Consider the following 18812-nt stretch of genomic DNA (forward strand, 5'->3'; position numbering starts at 1 on the left):
TATGCGCAGCCTAGCCGCGCCAAACGCGCTTGCACAGCAGGCTTATTGCCTCTGCCAAAGGTCATGTGCCTTGCGCATCACGGTTGGAAGATCGCTGGGCTTGAACTCGTGTTTACCCAGAATGGTAAGGCCGTCCGTGGTTGTTTCCGCAGGCAGTTCAGCGGTCCAAATCCGCAAAACCAGATGGAAATGAGTGAAGGTATGGCGCACCTCTTCTGACAAGACGCTCCAGTCGGCTGCAAACGGCGGTGTCTCGGACGGGGTGTCGGACCACTCCGAGCCGGGCCAGCCTAGCATGCCACCCAGCAACCCTTTGTCGGGCCGACGTTCCAGCAGCAGGGCGCCGTCTCGCCGACGTGCGATGTAAACATGCCCGAACCGCGTAGGCTTCGGTTTTTTGGCTGTTTTCTTGGGTAAATCCGCTTGTGTTCCTGCAATCCGCGCCGCGCAAGGTGTGCGCAATGGACAGATGCCACAGGCCGGAGATTTGGGTGTACAAATCGTGGCCCCCAGGTCCATAACAGCCTGGGCGTAGTCGCCGGGCCGCTGGGTCGGCGTCAAAGCAGCGGCTTCTTTCATCAAGATTGGTTTAGATCCGGGCAAAGGGTCATGAATGTCACAAAGACGCGACATGACACGCTCGACATTGCCATCCAGAACCGTTTCGGGACGGTCAAATGCAATGGCTGCCACTGCGGCTGCAGTATAGGGGCCGATGCCCGGCAGTTTGAGCAGCGCGTCAACGGTATCCGGAAATTGCCCGCCGTATTCGTCTGCCACAACGCGTGCGCATTTCAGCAGGTTGCGTGCACGGGCATAGTAACCCAATCCGGCCCATTCCCCCATGACCTGATCGTCCGGGGCAGCTGCCAGTGAAGCAACATCAGGCCACCGCGTTGTGAAGCGCATGAAGTAGTCGCGCGCAGCAGCAACCGTTGTTTGTTGCAGCATGACTTCGGACAGCCACACGCGATAGGGATCTGGTGTCACTCCGGCGGCACGATCAGCCGGGCCGACACGCCACGGCATTTGGCGGGCATTGTGGTCGTACCAGTCCAAAAGTGCGGCGCTTACGCTGAATTCGCTGATGTCACGCAAGTTTTATCTATCTCCCTGTCGGGTTTCTCTGGCGCCTGTGCCCATGCCCTCTACAATAGCGGTGCAGGAGTTGGAAACCAGATGCAACGCAGACGTTCGTCGACCCGCGGATTCAAACGTACCGCAACCTTGCTGAATGACCAGATTCGGCGCGCCGGTGAAAGCCGGGGCTTTGCTGTGTCGCGCCTGTTGACCCATTGGGCCGAGATTGTGGGGCAGGATACCGCCGCCATCTCGCGACCTGTGAAAGTTGGCTATGGCAAAGGCGGGATTGGTGCGACCCTAACCGTTCTGACGACAGGTCCGCAGGCACCGATGTTGCAAATGCAAAAGGAACAACTGCGCGACAAGGTCAACGCGATCTATGGCTACAATGCGATCAGCCGTATTCGCATCACCCAGACCGCGCCGACCGGATTTGCCGAGGGGCAGGCCAGTTTCGATCACAAACCGAAAAAGCCGAAACCTACGATTGCACCCGAAATTGTAGCCGAGGCTGACAAAGTGTCGCGAGAGGTTCACGATGGTGAGTTACGCGCGGCCCTTGAACGTCTTGGTCGTAACGTTCTATCCAAACAGAAACGCTGAGAAAGGGCTGAGAATGAGCCGTATTGCAACCGTAATTTGTACGGCCGTCGCCGTCGCCGCTGGCGGCTATTGGTTGACGCTGTCAAACTCCACCGCACCCAATCCGCTGGTCAGCAGTGCCGAGGCACAAGAAGCGGATCTGGACACATCGACCGTTGTTGAAATGGTGCAAGGGGACAAGGATGCGCCTGTCGAGATCATCGAATATGCATCCTATACTTGCCCTCATTGCGCGAATTTCCACAAAGGCACTTACAAGCAGCTAAAGAAGGACTTTATCGATACCGGGAAGGTCAAGTTCATCTACCGCGAGGTCTACTTTGACCGCTACGGTCTTTGGGCATCGATGGTGGCGCGCTGCGCGGGTCCCGAGAAATTCTTTGGCATTACCGATCTGATCTATGACGGGCAGTCCGAGTGGACTCGCGCCGGTGGTCCGACCGAGATCGTCGATGAACTGCGGAAAATCGGTCGCCGCGCCGGTATCGACAATGACCAGCTTGAAGCGTGCCTGCAGGACGGCACCCGCGCGCAGACTTTGGTTGCCTGGTATCAGGAAAACGCTGAGCGTGACGGCATCGAGGCAACGCCCTCGTTTGTTGTGAATGGCAAGAACGTCTCAAACCAGTCTTACGAAGAATTCAAAGCACTGATCGAAGACGAGTTGGGCAGCTAATGCTTTTCCGGTCGGCGCATCGGGTGCCGGCCGGGTCTTCTATGGGGATGGTGCGGCGCGCAGCAGCATATCCCTGATCGTTTCTGGTTCCGACATCTGAAGGCGAACAGGTAAAGTGATCACTTTGCTTCGAAAGGCCGCGGGCAGGCGTACGGCGTCCTTTTCGGTGGTCAACATCTGTGCACCCAGCACCCGCGCTTCGTTTTCCAGCCGGGTCATTAGGGCCTGTGTCAGCGGTTGATGATCATTCAGTGCTTCTGCCCGCAAAAGCTCAACGCCTTGTTGGCGCAGAGTTTCAAAGAACTTTTCCGGATGTCCGATGCCCGCAAAGGCCAAAGCCCGCGTACCGGCCCAATCCATCCCTGTTTGCAAGGGCACAACGGCTCCGGTGGTATGCGGGACCGTGAGTTTCGTGCCCCAGCGTTCCATAAACTGCGACTGAGCAGGGGCATCCCCCAGCGACAATACCACGTCCGCACGCTGAAGCCCTGCTTCCACCGGTTCCCGTAATGGTCCGGCGGGAAGGCACAAGCCGTTTCCGAATCCACGCTGTGCATCGACCACAATGATTGAGAAATCCTTGGCGACTGACGGGTTTTGAAACCCATCATCCAGGACAATCACGCTTGCCCCTTCGGCGGCGGCAGCCCAGGCACCTGCCGCCCGATCTTTGGCGACCCAGACATCAGCGAACATTGCCAGCAGTAGCGGCTCGTCCCCAACCTGCGCGGCAGTATGTTTGGACGGGTCGACCTGAACAGGGCCTTCCAACGACCCACCATGTCCGCGGGTCACGATGTGCGGTTTGTGCCAGGCGTTGCTTAGCTGCTCGATAATCCAGATAACGGTTGGTGTTTTGCCGGTGCCCCCCGCGTTCAGGTTGCCGACGCAAATCACTGGCACGCCGGGATCTACACCGGAACCCGAAGCGACCCGGCGCGCAGTAGCAGACGCATAAATCCGGCCCAGAGGAGCCAGCACCCGTGCCCGAATATCAAGCTGGCCTGGGGCCGTGTTCCAAAACTCAGGTGCGCGCATCGTCTGTACTCCGACGGTCCAGAGTTTCCTGAACCATCTCGATTAACTGATCTGCTTGGGGTGCGCCTTCGGTAATCATTTGCCATCCCGCCAAAGCCATGGCCGCAGCCTTGTCGGGTGCCAGCAGCTGAACAACCGATTCTGCCAGCTCGTTTGCCGTTTTGACCATCCGCGCCGCCCCGGCCTTTTCAAGACGATGGTACAGATCCTGATACCGGTTCACAAACGGGCCATGAATGATGGCCGAACCCAGCGCGACAGAGTCCAGCGGATCCTGTCCGCCTGCGTCAAATTCAAGAGAGCTGCCAATGAACGCAACGGCCGAGAGGCGCTGCCATAGGCCCAGATCTTCGGGTTCTGATGACAGGATGACTTGGGTCGTGTCCTCGATCAACCCACCTTCATCCCAATTGCTGCATCGCAGATCCATAGACTCGAGGCGACGATGCAGCGGTGTGGCTTCGCTGATATCAGCGACGTGTAGCACCAGCGCCAGGCGCGGTAACAGCCTTAGTGCCTGGCGATGTGCGCTGAGAACAGAAATGAACTCCTTGTCCTGAACCCAAGCAGCCAACCACACGGGTCGCCCCGCGAGTGTTTGGTTGATTTCGATCAGCTCGTCCTCGGGCCAGGGGCTTGGGTTCGGGCTGATCTGCAGAGGCGGGGCCTCTGACACCTTTGTGGAAGGGATGCCCAGCCGCCGAATTTGACGCGCGGTTTCAGGGGTAGTTGTCAGGATCTGGCGGAAACAATCGAAGGTGTACCGGGTAATATCAGGCAACCAGCGCGCGCTGCGGGCAATCGTGATGTCCAGTTTCGCCTCGATCAGGATCAGGGGAATCCCACGTTCGTGCGCGCGGGTGATGATGTTTGGCATCACGCCACCGCCAACCCAAATCCCCATATCCGGGCGCCAGTGGTCCAGGAACCCGCGTGCTGCCCCGGCTTGTTCCATCGGAAGCTTGACCAGAGGAAATGTGCAACCAGTCCAACGCGCCAGATCGGCGTTGGGTGGTGCCGTCAGCAAAATTGAAAGCCCGGGGCGTGCTTGTTGCATCTGACGACAGAAGTCGTTGACGACCCGCAGTCGATCCTGCGACGCGACGTGAATCCACAACAACTCGCCCTCTGGCCGGGGCATGTCCGATTGACCAACCCCGTTTGGCACGCCCCAGGACAGAACCCGATAGGCCGCCAGACTCAGAGAGCGCGGCTTGCTCATTCGCTAATGCCCGACCCGTCCGGGTCCAGTTGCGCTGACAATTGCGCATGAATATCCGCACCAGCAGCAATGACCCCGTTTAGACGGGGATGGGAGTTGTTAAATCGCAGAGGCAGGCCGGTTCGGTCCGAGCAGAGTCCGCCTGCCTCGCGAATGATCAAATCACCAGCGGCGATGTCCCATTCCCAGCTGGGACGAAGGGTCAGCATGCCGTCGAACCGTCCTTGTGCAACCAAAGCCATGCGATATGCCAAAGAAGGACGGTAGGCTCGTTCAAAGACTGGGACCTCTCCCAGACGCCAATGACGCGCGGCAAGGTTGGGCTTGGCCGCCAAAATCTCGGCCTTATCCAATCCAGCGGCTTGGGATGCCTGAATCACTTGCCCATTCAAAGTGGCACCCTGTCCCTTTGCTGCAGCATAAAGCAGGTCGCGCCTTGGCAGGTACACAACGGCCGCCGTCACCTCGCCATGGTCCGCGACGGCAAGGGAATGTGCCCAAGTACGCGCGCCCTCAGCAAAACTGCGGGTGCCATCGATCGGATCAATGATGAACGCGATGTTCCGCGACAGGCGGTCAGGGGTGTCCTCAGTCTCTTCGCTAAGCCAACCATAGCCTGGACGCGCGCCGGGCAGGCGTTCTTCAAGCATCGCATTGACTGCCAGATCTGCTTCGGTCACTGGCCCGGCTCCATCGGGCTTGTCCCAACGTTGCGCCTGCGTGCCAGAATATCGCGTGGCGATCTTGCCAGCCTCTAGGGCGGCTTCGATCAGAAGAGATAAGTCAGTTGCCGGCAAGCGTCATTCCTTCGATCAGCAACGAGGGGACGACCCGCGACAGGTATGGGCGCGCGTCATTGGCCGGCAAAATGCGTTTCAACATGTCGCGCAGGTTTCCTGCGATCGTGCATTCATTCACCGGATACGTGATCTCTCCATTTTCGACCCAAAAACCCGAAGCGCCCCGGGAATAATCGCCCGTGTTGGGGTTGATCGTAGAACCGATCATCGAGGTCACCAGCAACCCGGTTCCCATGTCTCGCAGCAGGTCACCACGGCTCTGGTCGCCTTGTGTCAGGCTCAGATTCCAGTTGCTGGGCGATGGCGGCCCTGAGACGCCGCGCGTGGCATTTCCGGTCGAGGCCATATCCAGTTTACGCGCGCTGGACAGATCCAGTGTCCACCCGGTCAAGATACCGTTTTCGACAATGGCGCGACGTCGCGTGGGCAACCCTTCGGCGTCAAAAGGACGCGAGCCTGAGATGCGCGGGCGGTGTGGGTCTTCGATCAAGGACAGATGTTCGGGCAGAACCTGTTGTCCCAGACTATCTGCCAGCCATGATGCTCCGCGCGCAACAGCGGCGCCATTACTGGCGGCCAGCAGGTGGCCGATCAATGACGATGAAATACGTTCGTCGAACAAGACCGGGAAGCTGCCCGTTGCTGGTTTTTGGGCGCCAACCTGTTCCACCGCGCGCTCGCCGGCTATGCGTCCGATTTCGTCGGGACTGCGTAAATCCGACTGAAACGTTCGGCTGTCGCCATCATAGTCACGCTCCATACCGGTGCCTTCGCCTGAAATGGCAACACACGACGTTGAACGGCTGCTGCGCTTGTACCCACCGGAAAACCCGTTGGTCATTGCCAGATGCACCCGGTGCGTTCCGTAGCTTGCCGCTGCGTCCGACACTTGTGATACGCCGGAAACGGCCAACGCCGCTGCTTCGGCGCGAAGCGCATCGTGCATCAAGGTTTCGGCAGAGGGCTCCGAGGTCGGATCGAACAGTTCAAGCGCCTGAATATCCCAATCCTGGGCAATCTGGTCACGTTCAGCCAACCCGGTAAACGGGTCTTCGGGGGCTTCGCTGGCCATGGCAACCGCGCGTTCGGCCATAACCTTCAGCGTTTCGGGGCGCTTGTCCGAGCTTGAAACGATTGCCTGCCGTTTTCCCAGAAACACCCTCAGACCCAAATCCGTGCCTTCAGAGCGCTCGGCATGCTCAAGCGCACCGCCGCGCACTTCGACGGAAACCGAAGATCCGTCGATAACGATCGCATCGGCGGCCTCGGCCCCTGCAGTGCGGGCCGCATCCAGCAGTTGCTGGCTGATTTCTTCTGGTGTGCGGGTCATGTGGCCTCCGGTTTGATTGCACTGGACCTAGCCTTGGACCGACCGTCTCGCAATACCCGTGACCAAATTGTGCAGAGAGTCGATGGCATTATCACGTCTGAGTTTCCAGCTTACCACATCGGTAAGGTTGGCCTTATGTGCATGAAACACCAATAGGCAACAACGCCTGAGATGGATATTTGCATACGAGAAATGCGTTAGATCAGACGCGCTGACACAGTTGTCGCGCACTAGATTGCAATCGTCTGGATGAGGAGGCCGGACCGAAGCAGCCTCCTCATGTTGTCGCTATTTGATGCGCTGACCATTGGCCAGGATTTGGCCGTCTTCAGTGAACTCGATCTTGGAATTCAGCGTATCGGGCTCTTCGCCGGGCACAGCCATCATGCCCATCATCATCCGCGCGCCCATAGCGTCATTGTCTGACATCAGACCCATGCCGATCAGTTTGTCGATCAACGTGTTGGCCCCTACAAGCTGCAGGTTTGCGACACCGGACGGCGCGGGCAGGCCGCCATATTCTTCAACGTTTGCGCTATCGAAGGCAAAGTCGCCGTCGCCGGTCAACTTGGCTCCGACCATCGAGACCAGCAACTCGTTGATTTTCAATGAATGCAGCTCTCCGGGCGTCGCATCATCTGCTTCCAATGCAGCGGCTGACTCGGGATCGAAGATATTCATCAGAACTTTGGCCGTGCCAACCGTGTCCAATGCAATAGTTGCAGGATCGCGTGGCAATGTGCCCGCCGGATCAAATATGCCCCACAGCACGTCTGACATGGTGAAATCCGTCAGGTTCATACCAAAGCCAAACGGTTGGATCTCTTCTGACTGCTGAAGCGGAAACTCAAATTGTAACCCGGCTTTGGCCATCGCCAGTTCGATCGGGAACGGCAGATCTGCCGTGGTAACGGCCAGCTTCGTGCTGTTTTGTTCAATGTCATAGGCTACGCGTTCTGCATCTATGCTGGCTGCGAAACGTCCGCCTTCGGACGTGCTGCCCATGGAAAACTCCTCGCCCTCGCTGACGCCGCTGACATCTGTCGCACCAGAGGTGTACGTGAAGTTGCCCGAAAAGGCGAAGCCGGCCTCGTAGAAGGCCTGAGGGTTTGACAGGTCAAAGTCGCTTGGGATGATGTTCTCGCCTTCAAAGGCCAGCCCATTCAGTTTACCGTCGATCAGACCGGTTTCGTCGTTTTCCGGATCTTTGAACCGGACATTGTACGACATGTCAGCCGCATTAAAGGTTTGGGCGATGTCGCGATTTTCGCCGACACGCATCCGCGAACTTCCGTCCACATCGGTCGCTTCCATGCTGACGGCCAGAGTGTCGCTCGGCAAGGTTTCACCGTCCATCTCAAGCGAATCCAGAACGATAGCCAGTTTGGCCGCCGTGTAATCATAGGTCATGTCTTCTGGCGACCCGGAAACGACCATATTCAACTGGCTGTGAGAATAGACGACATCGGCAGAAAACTCTTCTCCCTCGGTCTGTCCGGCAACTGTCATCGGAAAGCTTTCAGGCAAGTCGATGCTGACCGTGCCATCGCCGTTTTCCGTCAGCGTCATTTCCGGCATGGCCATCTGGAATTGCCCGTCGTCGTCGGGAAACTCCATAGACAGTGTCATGTTGGAAATGGTGGTAACGTTGCCTGATGCGCTTTCGTCACCGGCGATGGAGTAACCCATTGATGTGAAATATGTTTGCCAATCAGCCCAAACATCGTTTGCGGTCAGGTCGGCCAGTGCGCCTTGGGTTGCAACGGCATAAGCCAAGGCTGCGCCGCAACTACGGCGTAGGAAAACAGACATAAGGTAACCCTTCTTGATCAATTTGGTGCGCATGGTCGGGCTTGTGGAGGGTATCGTCAAGGGGGCAAGGGGTAGACCAATTCCCCATTTACGCGGTACGGCTGTAGTTGATTTCCGAACCGACGGATAAGGAGAAGCAAATGCAAGGAAAAACGGTGTTCATAACAGGGGCCAGCCGCGGGATCGGGGCCGAGGCAGGGCGCGTTTTTGCCGCAGCTGGCGCCAATGTTGTCTTGGTCGCTCGTAGCCGAGATCAGATCGAAACCCTGGCTGTCGGGCTGGGTGACAATGCCATTGCATTGGCCTGCGACGTCAGCGATTTTGCGCAGGTCGAACAAGTGGTTGCAGATTGCGTCGACCGTTTCGGCGGTTTGGATGTGCTGATTGGAAATGCTGGCGTGATCGAGCCGATCTTTCATCTGTCAAACGCGGATACCGAGGCTTGGAGCCAGGCAATTGATATCAACCTTAAAGGTGTCTTCTACGGTATGCGTGCGGCCCTGCCGGTTATGCGCGCCGCTGGGGGTGGTACCATTTTGACCGTGTCATCTGGCGCAGCATCGAACCCGGTTGAGGCTTGGAGTCACTATTGCGCCTCTAAGGCGGGGGCGAAGATGCTGACAGAGTGTCTTCATCTGGAAGAAGGCCATCATGGGATTCGCGCCATGGGCCTGTCACCGGGCACGGTTGCGACGGATATGCAGCGGGTCATCAAGGCCAGCGGTATCAATCCGGTCAGCCAGTTGGATTGGGAGGATCACATTCCGGCAGACTGGCCGGCGCGCGCGCTTTTGTGGATGTGTTCCACGGACTCAGACGCGTATCTTGGCACGGAAATTTCGCTCAGACAGGACGAAATCCGCAAGAGGATTGGGTTAACGTGATCGAACTTGCGCAGAAGGACGGCCTTTGGACAGTTACGATCAACAACCCGGGAAAGGCGAACGCTCTGACCGGGGCGATGCTGACCGAACTGGCCGAAATCGCCGAAGCCGCGACTGAGGCGCGCGCGCTGATCCTGACAGGGGTGGGTAAGGTTTTCAGTGCAGGTGCTGATCTGGACGAGGCGCGCGCCGGGCTTGCGACTTCGGATGTTTGGGAGCGGCTGTCCGGCGCGATTGCGGCGCTACCTTGCCTGACCGTTGCGGCGTTGAACGGAACACTGGCGGGCGGGGCCAATGGAATGGTTTTGGCCTGCGATCTTCGCATTGCCGTCCCGTCGGCCAAGTTCTTCTATCCCGTCATGAAGCTTGGATTTTTGCCCCAACCTTCTGACCCCAAACGTATGTCTGCATTGATCGGGCCAGCCCGGACCAAGCTGATCCTCATGGCTGGACAGAAGATCACCGCGCCAGAGGCATATGCTTTTGGTCTGGTTGACCGCGTCGTGGAGTCTGAAGATCTATTGTCAACAGCGCGACAGCTGGTGGCGGACAGCGTTGGCGCAGATCCCAAAATTGCAAGTGGAATAGCGGAGTTATGTGTATGAGACTTTCTGCCTTGCGGTTGCGGGTCTCTGACACTGATCGCCTTGCGCAATTCTATTCCGAAGCGTTTGGAATGTCCGTGCACAAGGAAGGACAGACTTGCCGCATCGGATATCACGGCGAAGACGCGGATTTGCTTTTGATGTCCGGTGGTGGAGGCTATGCGCCCGATCGCGGACAACGCTATTGGAAAATCGGTGTGACCGTGCCGGATGTGGATATGGCGGCGGCTTTCCTGCAAGGGCAGGGTGTCGAGATCAGCGCTCCACAACAGTTTCTCGATATCGGGTATATGTGCCATCTAAGCGATCCCGAGGGCTTCGCTATAGAGCTGTTGCAGCACGATTTCGAAGGCAACCGCCCCGAACAGGGCGCTGATCCGGCCGCGCCGTTTGCGCAGGCTCGGATCGGCCAGATCACATTGCGAACCGGCGACATAGCTTCCGAAGACACGTGGTGCCGTGATCAGGGGATGACGCTTTTGTCGGTGCAGGACGTGTCGCCCTATGGGTTTGACCTGCACTTTTACGCTTTTACCGATGACACCTTGCCAAATCCTGATCTGTGGGCGGTTGAGAATCGCGAATGGTTGTGGCGACGCCCGTACACAACGCTGGAATTTCAACATGTTGCGGGTGCGGAGTTTGCGCCAGTACCTGACTATCTGGGGATCGAGATCGAAGGCCTGCCATCACCGCTCAAGGACGCATTTGGTGACCCGGTTTTGCCGCGCTGATCACCGCCCGCGCCGTTTGCCAGGCACTTTCGACCGAAACCCAGGCGGGCGCTTGCGGACCCAGGCCAAGAATTTCTCAAGCCTCGGATGGGCTCGCAACGCGTCGATTGTGTTGAAGCTACGGGCCAATTCCGCTTCTCTCAGTGTTGCGTGAACCTCTTTGTGGCAGATCTGGTGCAGCAAAACGGTGGGTCCGCCCTTGCCTCCTTTGAGTTTTGGGATCAGATGATGCAGGCTGCCAGACCCATCGGGGATCGGACGGTCGCAAAGCGGGCAGATCGGATCACTGTTTGTCATAGTGACCGCAAAATCACGCCAATGGGCGGCTAAGGCAAGAGGGCGACAATGGCGCAGGCAGTGGTGATCGGGGCAGGGCCAGCAGGTTTGATGGCCGCAGAACAACTGGCCAATGCTGGCCATTCGGTTGTTGTGGCCGAAGCCAAGCCGTCAGTTGCACGCAAATTGTTGATGGCTGGCAAATCGGGTTTGAACCTGACCAAAGATGCGCCGCTTGAAACCCTTATCGCGTCTTACGATGAAGCTGCGGACTGGTTGCAGCCGATGATCGCTGCATTTGATGCTCAGGGGGTTCAGAACTGGGCCCGCGATCTGGAGCAAGAGTTGTTCACCGGCTCAACCGGCAGGGTTTTTCCCAAAGTGATGAAGGCGTCCCCATTGCTGCGCGCATGGCTTGCGCGACTGGGACAGGCGGGTGTCGATGTAAGAGTGCGCTGGCGCTGGACCGGTTGGGATGGCCAAGCGTTGACGTTCGACACACCGGAAGGGCCGCAGTCTGTCGTCGCTGATGTCGCGATCCTCACCATGGGAGGGGCCAGTTGGTCGCGGTTGGGTTCCGATGGCAGTTGGGCCGAAATTCTGGCGGCTAAGGGACTTACTTTGACCCCGTTTGCCCCGGCAAATGCAGGCCTGCTGGTCGAGTGGTCACAGCATATGTCGCCACATTTAGGCGCGCCAATTAAGGGCGTTGCTTTACAGGCAGGGTCCGCGCAAACGCGGGGCGAGGCGGTGATTTCCCAACACGGGTTAGAAGGTGGCGGTATCTATACCATCTGCAAGGCGGTGAGAAAGGGCGCACCCCTGACCATCGATCTGATGCCAGACCTGACAAAAGGCGAAATCGCGACCCGTTTAAGCAAGCCCCGCGGTAAATCCAGCCTGTCTAACCACTTGCGCAAGGTATTGAAACTTGGCGGCACCCGAACAGCTTTGCTGATGGAATTCGGCCGCCCGCTTCCGGATACGCCAGACGCATTGGCGCAAGTGATCAAATCCCTGCCTGTCCGACATGCTGGTCTAAGACCTATGGATGAGGCAATTTCGACCGCTGGCGGTGTTCCTCGGGCCGAATTGGATGACGGCCTGATGCTCAGGGCCGTGCCGGGTGTGTTCTGCGCCGGAGAGATGTTGGATTGGGAGGCCCCAACCGGTGGCTACCTGTTGACCGCCTGTTTTGCGACGGGCCGGTGGGCTGGCCAGTCCGCCGTCGACTGGTTGAAGGCCCAGAGCATCCGTTAGGACTTTTGCGCAAGTTCGGCCAATTTCAGGTATCCGGGCCGGTTCCTCATCTCTTTGCTATAGGCGTTCAGCACGTCGGAATTCAGCGAAAACCGTGCGCCTCTGGCCCAGCTCATGCAGTGAACCAACAGGATGTCTGCTATGGTCATCTTCTCGCCCAGCAGAAACGGACCTTCGAACTGCTTTTCAAGGCGCTGAAGGTTGCGATCAAACTCCCACATTGCCGTTTCACTAACCTGAGGCGCGCGCTTGTCCTCGGGCAAGATAAAAGTGTGACGTGCTGCGATCCACAGCACCGCATCCAACTCGTCGAGCATGGTAAAGAAAACCGAATCCTGTGCCGCGCGCTCGAGACTTCCGGCAGGATAAGTAAGCGCCCCATGCTTATCCGCCAGGTAGGTCATGATCGCCGAGCTGTCGCTGATCACCGCATCACCATCGACCAGCACAGGGATTTTACCCGACAGATTCAACGCAGTGATTTGCGGATCACGCGGACGGGCCTTGACGTGTTCATAGGGCTGACCGATTTCTTCCAGCATCCAAAGAACGCGCGAGGCGCGGCTGGGGATGCTGCCATAGACCTTGTACATGCGGGGCTCCTGCTGAGTGGGACTGTGCCGAGTGTGGGGCAGATCGGGAAGGCGTCAAGCGAAACGCGTGTTCATCGCGAACGGGCGAGCATCGCCAATCGGATCATCGCGCGTTCGACCAGCGCCATAGCGGGTGCAGTCTGACTTGCCGACCGTAGCGACAAATCCGTATCGGTTAGAACCCTTAATGCGGTTTGCAGCTTGGGAGCACCCCAACCCTGCGCCTGCCGCAGAATCCGGTCACGTCGCTTGCCATAGACCGGTGGACGCAGCTTGCCGATCCCTTGGGCTGCACCACCAGGGTCAGAAGCACAGGCATAAAGTGTTCGAAAGTGCCGCGTGGCGCCGATGCACAACGTGACGCCGTTGGTTCCTTGGGCCTGAAGCCGCCGGATCATAGGTCCGATCTCTCCGGCCCGTCCTTCTGCGACCACGTTCAACACGTCGTCCACCACCGCTTCGGTCGAACGCGGTGCACAGGCGTCAATATCTTCGATCGTCAGCTCAGAGGTGTCGCCGCGCTTGTAAAGCGACAGCTTCTCAATGGTTTGGGCGAAGTCCCCGGGGCCGAGGCCGACGGCCAATTCGCTGATCGCTGACATCGCGTCGTTTGGAATGTTCTGCACACCGGCTTGTGCCAGCACCCTCTCGACCTCGGCTCGGGAGGGTGGATCATCATAGATCCCCACCGCATAGGTTGCCGGATGCGCCTCGAACGCTTTTCTGATTTTTGAGCTTGGCTTGAGCTGCCCTGCGGTCACGACAATCTGGGCGTCACCTGGCGACCAATCTTCCAGGGCCGCAACGATCGCTGGCGCGGCCGTATCGGTGGTATCTTCGACGAAGACGGCGCGGGGGCCTGGAAAGAAACCAACAGCTTTGACCGCATCCAGTAGCAAAGCCGGATCACCGCGCAGATCATCGCCGGGCATTCGGGTGAGGCGCATTTCTTCTTCAGCACCCGATCCAAGCAGAGCGGCCAGAACCTGCTGGCGTTTATGCGCGACCCGCATTGCGTCTGCTCCGTAGATCAGCAATCCGGTTTTGTTGGCGTCCGGCTTGGCGAAATATCCTTCAGCCTCGCGCGGGCTCAGTTTCATGCGGACAAACCTGGTGTGGCGTAGAGGCGGTTCATGATCTGGCTCGACAGAATCACCATCAGCCGTTCTTTCGCGTCACGCTCATCCGCTAATGTGGACACGGTTGATCCAGCAGCCGAATAGCCAACGAAATCGGTCACGTTACCTGATGCAACGATTTGTCCAGTCTCGTTGGAACGCAGCGAATATTGGGCGCTTCCGTCAATGGTATATCGGTTGGTTTCATTGGTTGTTGAGATGGCGGCGCCTCGGGTCACAGTCGAAACCTGCACATCCAGTTTGTATTCCGAGCCAGAGCTTGCGCTGCGGCCCAGCTGCTGTTCCAGATTTTGAACCAGAAAATAGCTTTCAACAGTGTTTGGGGCGGAAACCGCAACTTTTCCATACAATTCTGAACCCGATCCGCCCGGGGCATACACCGGTTCAAAGCCGCAGGCGGCCAGCGCCAGCGGCATCAACAGAAAGGTTCTTCGATCAAACGACGACATTTACGATCCGGCCCGGGACTACGATCACTTTCTTCGGCGTGGCACCATCCAGTGCCCTTTGTACAGCTTCGGTGCTGAGCGCGATTTTTTCAACCTCATCCTTTCCCAAATCCTTGGGAATGCTGATTTCCGCACGGCGTTTCCCATTGATCTGGATCGGTAGGGTGATGGTGTCATCGACCAACATGCCCTCATTGGCGACGGGCCATGGGGCAGTGACCACCAGTCCTTCGCCCCCCAGCATCTGCCACAGCTCTTCTGACAGGTGCGGGGTCATCGGCGACATCAGCTGCGCCAGCGTTTTGGCCGCTTCGCGCTTGGCGCCTGTACCCGCCTTGGATTTCGCCAAAGTATTGGTGAAGGCATAAAGCTTGGCGATCGAGGCGTTGAACCCAAAGGACTCGACACCCCCCGACACATCATGGATGGCTTTGTGCATCTCTCGCAGCAGGGTTTCGTCTTCATTATTGGCCGGATCGTCCGAACTGACGATCTCGGACGCGATGCGATGGACCCGACTTAGATGTTTGAACGCCGCCTCGGCACCGGCTGCAGTCCATTCTACATCCCGTTCCGGCGGAGAATCGGACAACACGAACCAGCGCGCGGTGTCGGCACCGAAGGCCGAGATGATGCTGACCGGGTCAACCACGTTTTTCTTCGACTTCGACATCTTGGCGGAGGGGATGATTTCGACCTCAGTGCCATCAGCCAGTTTGCCGTCGGTCACGTCCTCGGGCAGGTGATAGACCGGGCGACCGTTGGCATCGCGGGTCTGATAGATCTCGTGCGTCACCATGCCTTGGGTGAACAGGGCATCAAATGGCTCGATCGCCTTTTTTGGCAAATGGCCGGTGATATTCATCGCCCGCGCGAAGAACCGCGAATACAGCAGATGCAGAATCGCGTGCTCGATGCCGCCGATATACTGGTCGACATTCATCCAGTATTCGGCCTCGACCAGATCGGTGGGTGTTTCGGCGTTGGGCGCAGTGAAACGGGCGAAGTACCAAGAGGAATCGACGAACGTGTCCATCGTGTCGGTTTCGCGCCTAGCCGCAGCGCCACAATTAGGACACTTGCAATCCCGCCAAGTTGGATGGCGATCCAGGGGGTTGCCCGGTTTGTCGAAGGTGACATCATCGGGCAAGCGGATTGGCAGGTTTTCGGGCTTTTCGGGCACGACGCCGCAGGAATCACAATGCACAACGGGAATTGGACAGCCCCAGTAGCGCTGACGCGACAGGCCCCAGTCACGCAGACGGTACTTTGTGACACCTTCGCCCCAGCCCGCTTTCTCAGCGAAATCGACGGTGGCGTTGATTGCTTCATCGCCCGTCGCCTCAGTCAAACCAGCGAAATGGTTCGCCCAACGGACTTTTTCAGTCTTAGGAGGCACAAAGGCGATTTTGTCGACCGGAGTATCGTTGTCCAAGGCGAAGAACGTATCGATCACCGGCAAGTCGTATTTGCGACAGAAATCCAGATCGCGCTGATCATGCGCCGGACAGGCAAAGATCGCGCCGGTGCCATAGTCCATCAGGATAAAGTTCGCGATCCAGACCGGCAGTTCCCAATTTGGGTCCAGCGGGTGCTTGACCCTGATGCCGGTGTCATAGCCCAGCTTTTCAGCTGTCTCAACAGCCTCCTCGGTGGTGCCCATTTTCCGGCATTCAGCAACAAATTCAGCAAGTTCCGCATTCTCGGCTTCAAGTTGCTTGGCAATCGGGTGATCGGGCGAGATACCAACAAAGGACGCACCCAGCAAAGTGTCCGGTCGAGTCGTGTAGACCGTGATCGGCTCACCTTCGTCGGTGCGATCAAACGAGAATTGCAGGCCGCGCGATTTGCCGATCCAGTTTTCCTGCATCAGGCGCACTTTTGCTGGCCAGTTTTCGAGCGTGTCGAGCGCGTCCAGCAGCTCTTCGGAATAATCCGAGATTTTGAAGAACCACTGCGTCAGTTCGCGCCGCTCAACCAAAGCACCCGAGCGCCAGCCACGCCCGGCTTCGACCTGCTCATTGGCAAGAACCGTCATGTCGACCGGATCCCAGTTCACCACAGCGTTCTTGCGATACACCAACCCGGCCTGAAGCATATCCAGAAACAAAGCCTGCTGTTGACCGTAGTATTCGGGATCACAAGTAGCGAATTCGCGGGACCAATCAATCGACAAACCCAGCGGCTTCATCTGCGCGCGCATGTCCGCGATATTGCTGTAGGTCCAGTCCTTGGGGTGACCACCAATGGCCATGGCCGCGTTTTCCGCAGGCATTCCAAAGGCATCCCAGCCCATAGGGTGGAGCACGTTGTGGCCGGTTGCCAGCTTGTGCCGTGCGATCACGTCACCCATCGTGTAGTTGCGTACGTGCCCCATATGGATTCGGCCGGACGGGTAGGGGAACATCTCAAGCACATAGTATTTCGGCTTGTCCGCCTTGTGGTTGGCCCTAAAGATTCCAGCCTTATCCCAGGCCTCTTGCCATTTTGCTTCGATTTCGGTGGCCGAGTAACGCGACATCTTGCGGTCCTTCGTGAATGAAAACGCCGGGCAGGAACCCGGCGTGGTCTTATTGTGAATTTCGTCGGGTTGCTAGAACTTGTTGTCCGCAATGCGTAGCTGGCGCGCCCGGGAAAGGATGGCGTCTTCGATGGCGCGAGTTGTCGCAGCGCTGACTGGTGCGCCTCCGTTAGACTGAAGAGCAACCGACAAAGACCGTGCAGCCAAAGCTGGATCGCTGACATGTACCGTGGCCCGATAAGACCGGCCGCCGCCCGGGGGTTTGCCGTAACCTGTTACGATCACGCCAGTAAACGGATCAACCTCTTGCACTGGTAGAAAGCTGAGAACATCCAGTGAGGCCGCCCACAGATACCGATTTACATTGGTTGTCTGCTCGGCGTTGCCGCGATCAAAAATGTCCCAGATTGTCGTTCGATCAGAATCGTTCAATTCACGTTCGTCGGAATTTCCCCCAACGAGGTTGGGATTGTACGTGGTTGTGCTTCGATTCTGCCCGCATGCCGAAATGGTGGCGGTCAGCATGATCATACCCAAAACTGTCGGCAGGCGCATTGTAAGCAGGTCCTGTTTCACTGATTGTGCGTTGTTGGTGGATACTCCTAGCTAAGGACCCCATCTGCAACAAGCCTATTCTTTTGAAATATCGGCCTACTGCGCGGAAAGGCAGGCAAAAGTGACTGTGGCATCCTTGCACCAATTTGACCCGAATGAGGCCGCCACAATTAGGCCAAGCTTGCACCCGGGGGGCAAAAAGAGCGAAACGGTGTCCGTGCTGAGACATATGCCGAGGTATGTGTCGAGTAGAAAACTGTTTAATTGAAACCGAGGGAAACAAGATGAAAAAAGTTCTCTTCGCAACGACGGCGCTGATTGCGACCGCAGGCGTTGCAGCAGCTGAAGTGAAATTCGGCGGTTACGGTCGTTTTGGTATTGGATACCTGGAAGACCGTTCGACAGATCCTAACATTAGCGACACCATTCTGGTTTCTCGCTTCCGTCTGAACATCGACGGAATCGCAGAAACCGACGGTGGCGTTCGCTTTGAAGGCCGTGTTCGTCTGCAAGCTGACGAAGACGCCGACACTGGTGAAGCCAACGCAGCTGGCCTGAACGGCGCGCGCTTCTCGGTCATCTACGGTGGTCTGCGTGTTGACGCAGGTAACGTCGCAGGTTCGTTTGACAACCTGGCAAACTACTACGGTAACGAGCCTGGCCTGGAAAACTTCATTGGTCAGTACTCTGGCGTTGACTACAGCTTCCTGTCGTACTCTTCGACCGGCGCTGGCGCAAACGCTGTGTTCTTCCAGTACGCCATCAACGACTTCGCCTTCGGCGCGTCGTATGACCAAGACTCTGGCGGCGAAGACAAGTGGGACATCAGCGCGACCTACACCTTCAACAACATCACCGCAGCTCTGGCCTATGGTCAAACTGACGGCGTTGGTGGTGCAGAGAAGCAGACCCTGACCGTTCTGACCTTGGGTGCAGAATTCGGTGACTTCTCGGGTACTCTGTTTGTAGCGGACGACGATGTTGCTGACGCAACACGTAACGGCACTGCATACGGTCTGTCGGCAGCCTACAATGTTGGCGCTGCAACCACTCTGACCTTCGCTTACGGTGACGGTTCGGCGGACGACGATAACCAGCAGTACGGCATCGGTGCCATCTACGACCTGGGCGGCGGTGCATCGCTGCGCGGTGGTGTTGGCCGCTCGAAGCGTGGCGACGGCGAAAGCCAGACACGTGCCGACTTCGGTGCCCAGTTCAACTTCTAAGTTGAT

The 18812-nt window shown here is 57.7% G+C and carries 19 protein-coding genes; 7 read left to right on the top strand and 12 right to left on the bottom strand.

The window, feature by feature from the left end; translation table 11 throughout:
* Positions 1–42: 42 nt before the first annotated feature.
* Positions 43–1098 (bottom strand): A/G-specific adenine glycosylase, encoded by a 1056-nt coding sequence (gene mutY, locus ACR0BU_RS16585; RefSeq protein WP_480738098.1) that lies wholly within the window; start codon positions 1096–1098, stop codon positions 43–45.
* Between the two features lie 81 nt (positions 1099–1179).
* Here mutY and ACR0BU_RS16590 point away from each other — a divergent pair, with 81 nt between their 5' ends.
* Together ACR0BU_RS16590 and ACR0BU_RS16595 are read left to right on the top strand one after the other, a co-directional pair.
* The gene (locus ACR0BU_RS16590; RefSeq protein WP_480738097.1) at positions 1180–1686 is read left to right on the top strand and encodes a DUF721 domain-containing protein; all 507 of its coding nucleotides are present in this window, start codon (positions 1180–1182) and stop codon (positions 1684–1686) included.
* Between the two features lie 13 nt (positions 1687–1699).
* Positions 1700–2362, top strand: a complete 663-nt coding sequence (locus ACR0BU_RS16595; protein ID WP_299887752.1) for a DsbA family protein — start codon at positions 1700–1702, stop codon at positions 2360–2362.
* A gap of 39 nt (positions 2363–2401) precedes the next feature.
* On the opposite strand, the gene lpxK is transcribed toward ACR0BU_RS16595, so the two are convergent.
* From lpxK to ACR0BU_RS16620, 5 genes are all read right to left on the bottom strand, one after another.
* Positions 2402–3400, bottom strand: coding sequence for a tetraacyldisaccharide 4'-kinase (gene lpxK / locus ACR0BU_RS16600; protein WP_480738096.1), 999 nt, complete (start codon positions 3398–3400; stop codon positions 2402–2404).
* On the bottom strand, positions 3387–4622 hold the full coding sequence (locus ACR0BU_RS16605; RefSeq protein ID WP_299082033.1) for a 3-deoxy-D-manno-octulosonic acid transferase: 1236 nt from the start codon (positions 4620–4622) through the stop codon (positions 3387–3389). The genes lpxK and ACR0BU_RS16605 overlap by 14 nt, the downstream gene beginning before the upstream one ends.
* Positions 4619–5419, bottom strand: coding sequence for an inositol monophosphatase family protein (locus ACR0BU_RS16610; protein WP_480738095.1), 801 nt, complete (start codon positions 5417–5419; stop codon positions 4619–4621). Before ACR0BU_RS16610 ends, ACR0BU_RS16605 begins: the two co-directional genes overlap by 4 nt.
* Positions 5406–6752 (bottom strand): TldD/PmbA family protein, encoded by a 1347-nt coding sequence (locus tag ACR0BU_RS16615; RefSeq protein ID WP_480738094.1) that lies wholly within the window; start codon positions 6750–6752, stop codon positions 5406–5408. The genes ACR0BU_RS16610 and ACR0BU_RS16615 overlap by 14 nt, the downstream gene beginning before the upstream one ends.
* A 288-nt stretch (positions 6753–7040) precedes the next feature.
* The gene (locus ACR0BU_RS16620) at positions 7041–8597 is read right to left on the bottom strand and encodes a DUF2125 domain-containing protein (protein ID WP_480738093.1); all 1557 of its coding nucleotides are present in this window, start codon (positions 8595–8597) and stop codon (positions 7041–7043) included.
* 107 nt (positions 8598–8704) lie between these two features.
* Here ACR0BU_RS16620 and ACR0BU_RS16625 point away from each other — a divergent pair, with 107 nt between their 5' ends.
* Genes ACR0BU_RS16625 through ACR0BU_RS16635 form a run of 3 tightly spaced genes read left to right on the top strand, consistent with a single transcriptional unit; the run spans position 8705 to position 10787 of the window.
* Positions 8705–9448: an SDR family oxidoreductase gene (locus ACR0BU_RS16625; RefSeq protein WP_480738092.1), complete on the top strand. Its 744-nt coding sequence runs from the start codon at positions 8705–8707 to the stop codon at positions 9446–9448.
* Entirely contained in the window at positions 9445–10053 is a 609-nt protein-coding gene (locus tag ACR0BU_RS16630; RefSeq protein ID WP_480738091.1) for an enoyl-CoA hydratase/isomerase family protein, read from the top strand. Before ACR0BU_RS16625 ends, ACR0BU_RS16630 begins: the two co-directional genes overlap by 4 nt.
* On the top strand, positions 10050–10787 hold the full coding sequence (locus tag ACR0BU_RS16635) for a VOC family protein (protein WP_480738090.1): 738 nt from the start codon (positions 10050–10052) through the stop codon (positions 10785–10787). The genes ACR0BU_RS16630 and ACR0BU_RS16635 overlap by 4 nt, the downstream gene beginning before the upstream one ends.
* Here the strand turns inward: ACR0BU_RS16635 and ACR0BU_RS16640 are convergent, their stop codons facing one another.
* Positions 10788–11084, bottom strand: a complete 297-nt coding sequence (locus ACR0BU_RS16640) for an HNH endonuclease (protein ID WP_299082055.1) — start codon at positions 11082–11084, stop codon at positions 10788–10790. It lies immediately after the preceding gene.
* A 48-nt stretch (positions 11085–11132) separates the two neighbouring features.
* Between ACR0BU_RS16640 and ACR0BU_RS16645 the strand changes: the two genes are divergently transcribed.
* A complete protein-coding gene (locus tag ACR0BU_RS16645; protein ID WP_480738089.1) occupies positions 11133–12323 on the top strand; it encodes a TIGR03862 family flavoprotein in 1191 nt (396 codons plus the stop codon).
* Here the strand turns inward: ACR0BU_RS16645 and ACR0BU_RS16650 are convergent.
* From ACR0BU_RS16650 to ACR0BU_RS16670, 5 genes are all read right to left on the bottom strand, one after another.
* A complete protein-coding gene (locus tag ACR0BU_RS16650) occupies positions 12320–12916 on the bottom strand; it encodes a glutathione S-transferase family protein (protein WP_480738088.1) in 597 nt (198 codons plus the stop codon). The genes ACR0BU_RS16645 and ACR0BU_RS16650 overlap by 4 nt on opposite strands.
* A 71-nt stretch (positions 12917–12987) precedes the next feature.
* Complete coding sequence (holA, locus tag ACR0BU_RS16655; RefSeq protein WP_480738087.1) at positions 12988–14016, bottom strand: DNA polymerase III subunit delta; 1029 nt, start codon at positions 14014–14016, stop codon at positions 12988–12990.
* The gene (lptE, locus tag ACR0BU_RS16660) at positions 14013–14504 is read right to left on the bottom strand and encodes an LPS assembly lipoprotein LptE (RefSeq protein ID WP_298937344.1); all 492 of its coding nucleotides are present in this window, start codon (positions 14502–14504) and stop codon (positions 14013–14015) included. Before lptE ends, holA begins: the two co-directional genes overlap by 4 nt.
* Positions 14491–17025 carry a leucine--tRNA ligase gene (gene leuS / locus ACR0BU_RS16665; RefSeq protein ID WP_480738086.1) on the bottom strand — a complete coding sequence of 845 codons (2535 nt, stop codon included), beginning with the start codon at positions 17023–17025 and terminating at the stop codon, positions 14491–14493. Before leuS ends, lptE begins: the two co-directional genes overlap by 14 nt.
* A 72-nt stretch (positions 17026–17097) precedes the next feature.
* Positions 17098–17580, bottom strand: a complete 483-nt coding sequence (locus tag ACR0BU_RS16670) for a DUF3576 domain-containing protein (RefSeq protein ID WP_298937342.1) — start codon at positions 17578–17580, stop codon at positions 17098–17100.
* Positions 17581–17864: 284 nt separating this feature from the next.
* Between ACR0BU_RS16670 and ACR0BU_RS16675 the strand changes: the two genes are divergently transcribed.
* Positions 17865–18806 (top strand): porin, encoded by a 942-nt coding sequence (locus tag ACR0BU_RS16675; protein WP_298937341.1) that lies wholly within the window; start codon positions 17865–17867, stop codon positions 18804–18806.
* Positions 18807–18812 lie beyond the last annotated feature (6 nt).

This window comes from Ruegeria sp. CK2, assembly GCF_056536585.1.

Bases quoted from the DNA above. Each gene is read 5' to 3' on its own strand.
- ACR0BU_RS16625 (WP_480738092.1), top strand. From the start codon at position 8,705: ATGCAAGGAAAAACGGTGTTCATAACAGGGGCCAGCCGCGGGATCGGG.
- ACR0BU_RS16595 (WP_299887752.1), top strand. From the start codon at position 1,700: ATGAGCCGTATTGCAACCGTAATTTGTACGGCCGTCGCCGTCGCCGCT.
- ACR0BU_RS16670 (WP_298937342.1), bottom strand. From the start codon at position 17,580: ATGCGCCTGCCGACAGTTTTGGGTATGATCATGCTGACCGCCACCATT.
- lpxK (WP_480738096.1), bottom strand. From the start codon at position 3,400: ATGCGCGCACCTGAGTTTTGGAACACGGCCCCAGGCCAGCTTGATATT.
- ACR0BU_RS16635 (WP_480738090.1), top strand. From the start codon at position 10,050: ATGAGACTTTCTGCCTTGCGGTTGCGGGTCTCTGACACTGATCGCCTT.
- lptE (WP_298937344.1), bottom strand. From the start codon at position 14,504: ATGTCGTCGTTTGATCGAAGAACCTTTCTGTTGATGCCGCTGGCGCTG.
- ACR0BU_RS16615 (WP_480738094.1), bottom strand. From the start codon at position 6,752: ATGACCCGCACACCAGAAGAAATCAGCCAGCAACTGCTGGATGCGGCC.
- ACR0BU_RS16645 (WP_480738089.1), top strand. From the start codon at position 11,133: ATGGCGCAGGCAGTGGTGATCGGGGCAGGGCCAGCAGGTTTGATGGCC.
- ACR0BU_RS16640 (WP_299082055.1), bottom strand. From the start codon at position 11,084: ATGACAAACAGTGATCCGATCTGCCCGCTTTGCGACCGTCCGATCCCC.
- leuS (WP_480738086.1), bottom strand. From the start codon at position 17,025: ATGTCGCGTTACTCGGCCACCGAAATCGAAGCAAAATGGCAAGAGGCC.
- ACR0BU_RS16605 (WP_299082033.1), bottom strand. From the start codon at position 4,622: ATGAGCAAGCCGCGCTCTCTGAGTCTGGCGGCCTATCGGGTTCTGTCC.
- ACR0BU_RS16650 (WP_480738088.1), bottom strand. From the start codon at position 12,916: ATGTACAAGGTCTATGGCAGCATCCCCAGCCGCGCCTCGCGCGTTCTT.
- ACR0BU_RS16675 (WP_298937341.1), top strand. From the start codon at position 17,865: ATGAAAAAAGTTCTCTTCGCAACGACGGCGCTGATTGCGACCGCAGGC.
- ACR0BU_RS16590 (WP_480738097.1), top strand. From the start codon at position 1,180: ATGCAACGCAGACGTTCGTCGACCCGCGGATTCAAACGTACCGCAACC.
- holA (WP_480738087.1), bottom strand. From the start codon at position 14,016: ATGAAACTGAGCCCGCGCGAGGCTGAAGGATATTTCGCCAAGCCGGAC.
- ACR0BU_RS16620 (WP_480738093.1), bottom strand. From the start codon at position 8,597: ATGCGCACCAAATTGATCAAGAAGGGTTACCTTATGTCTGTTTTCCTA.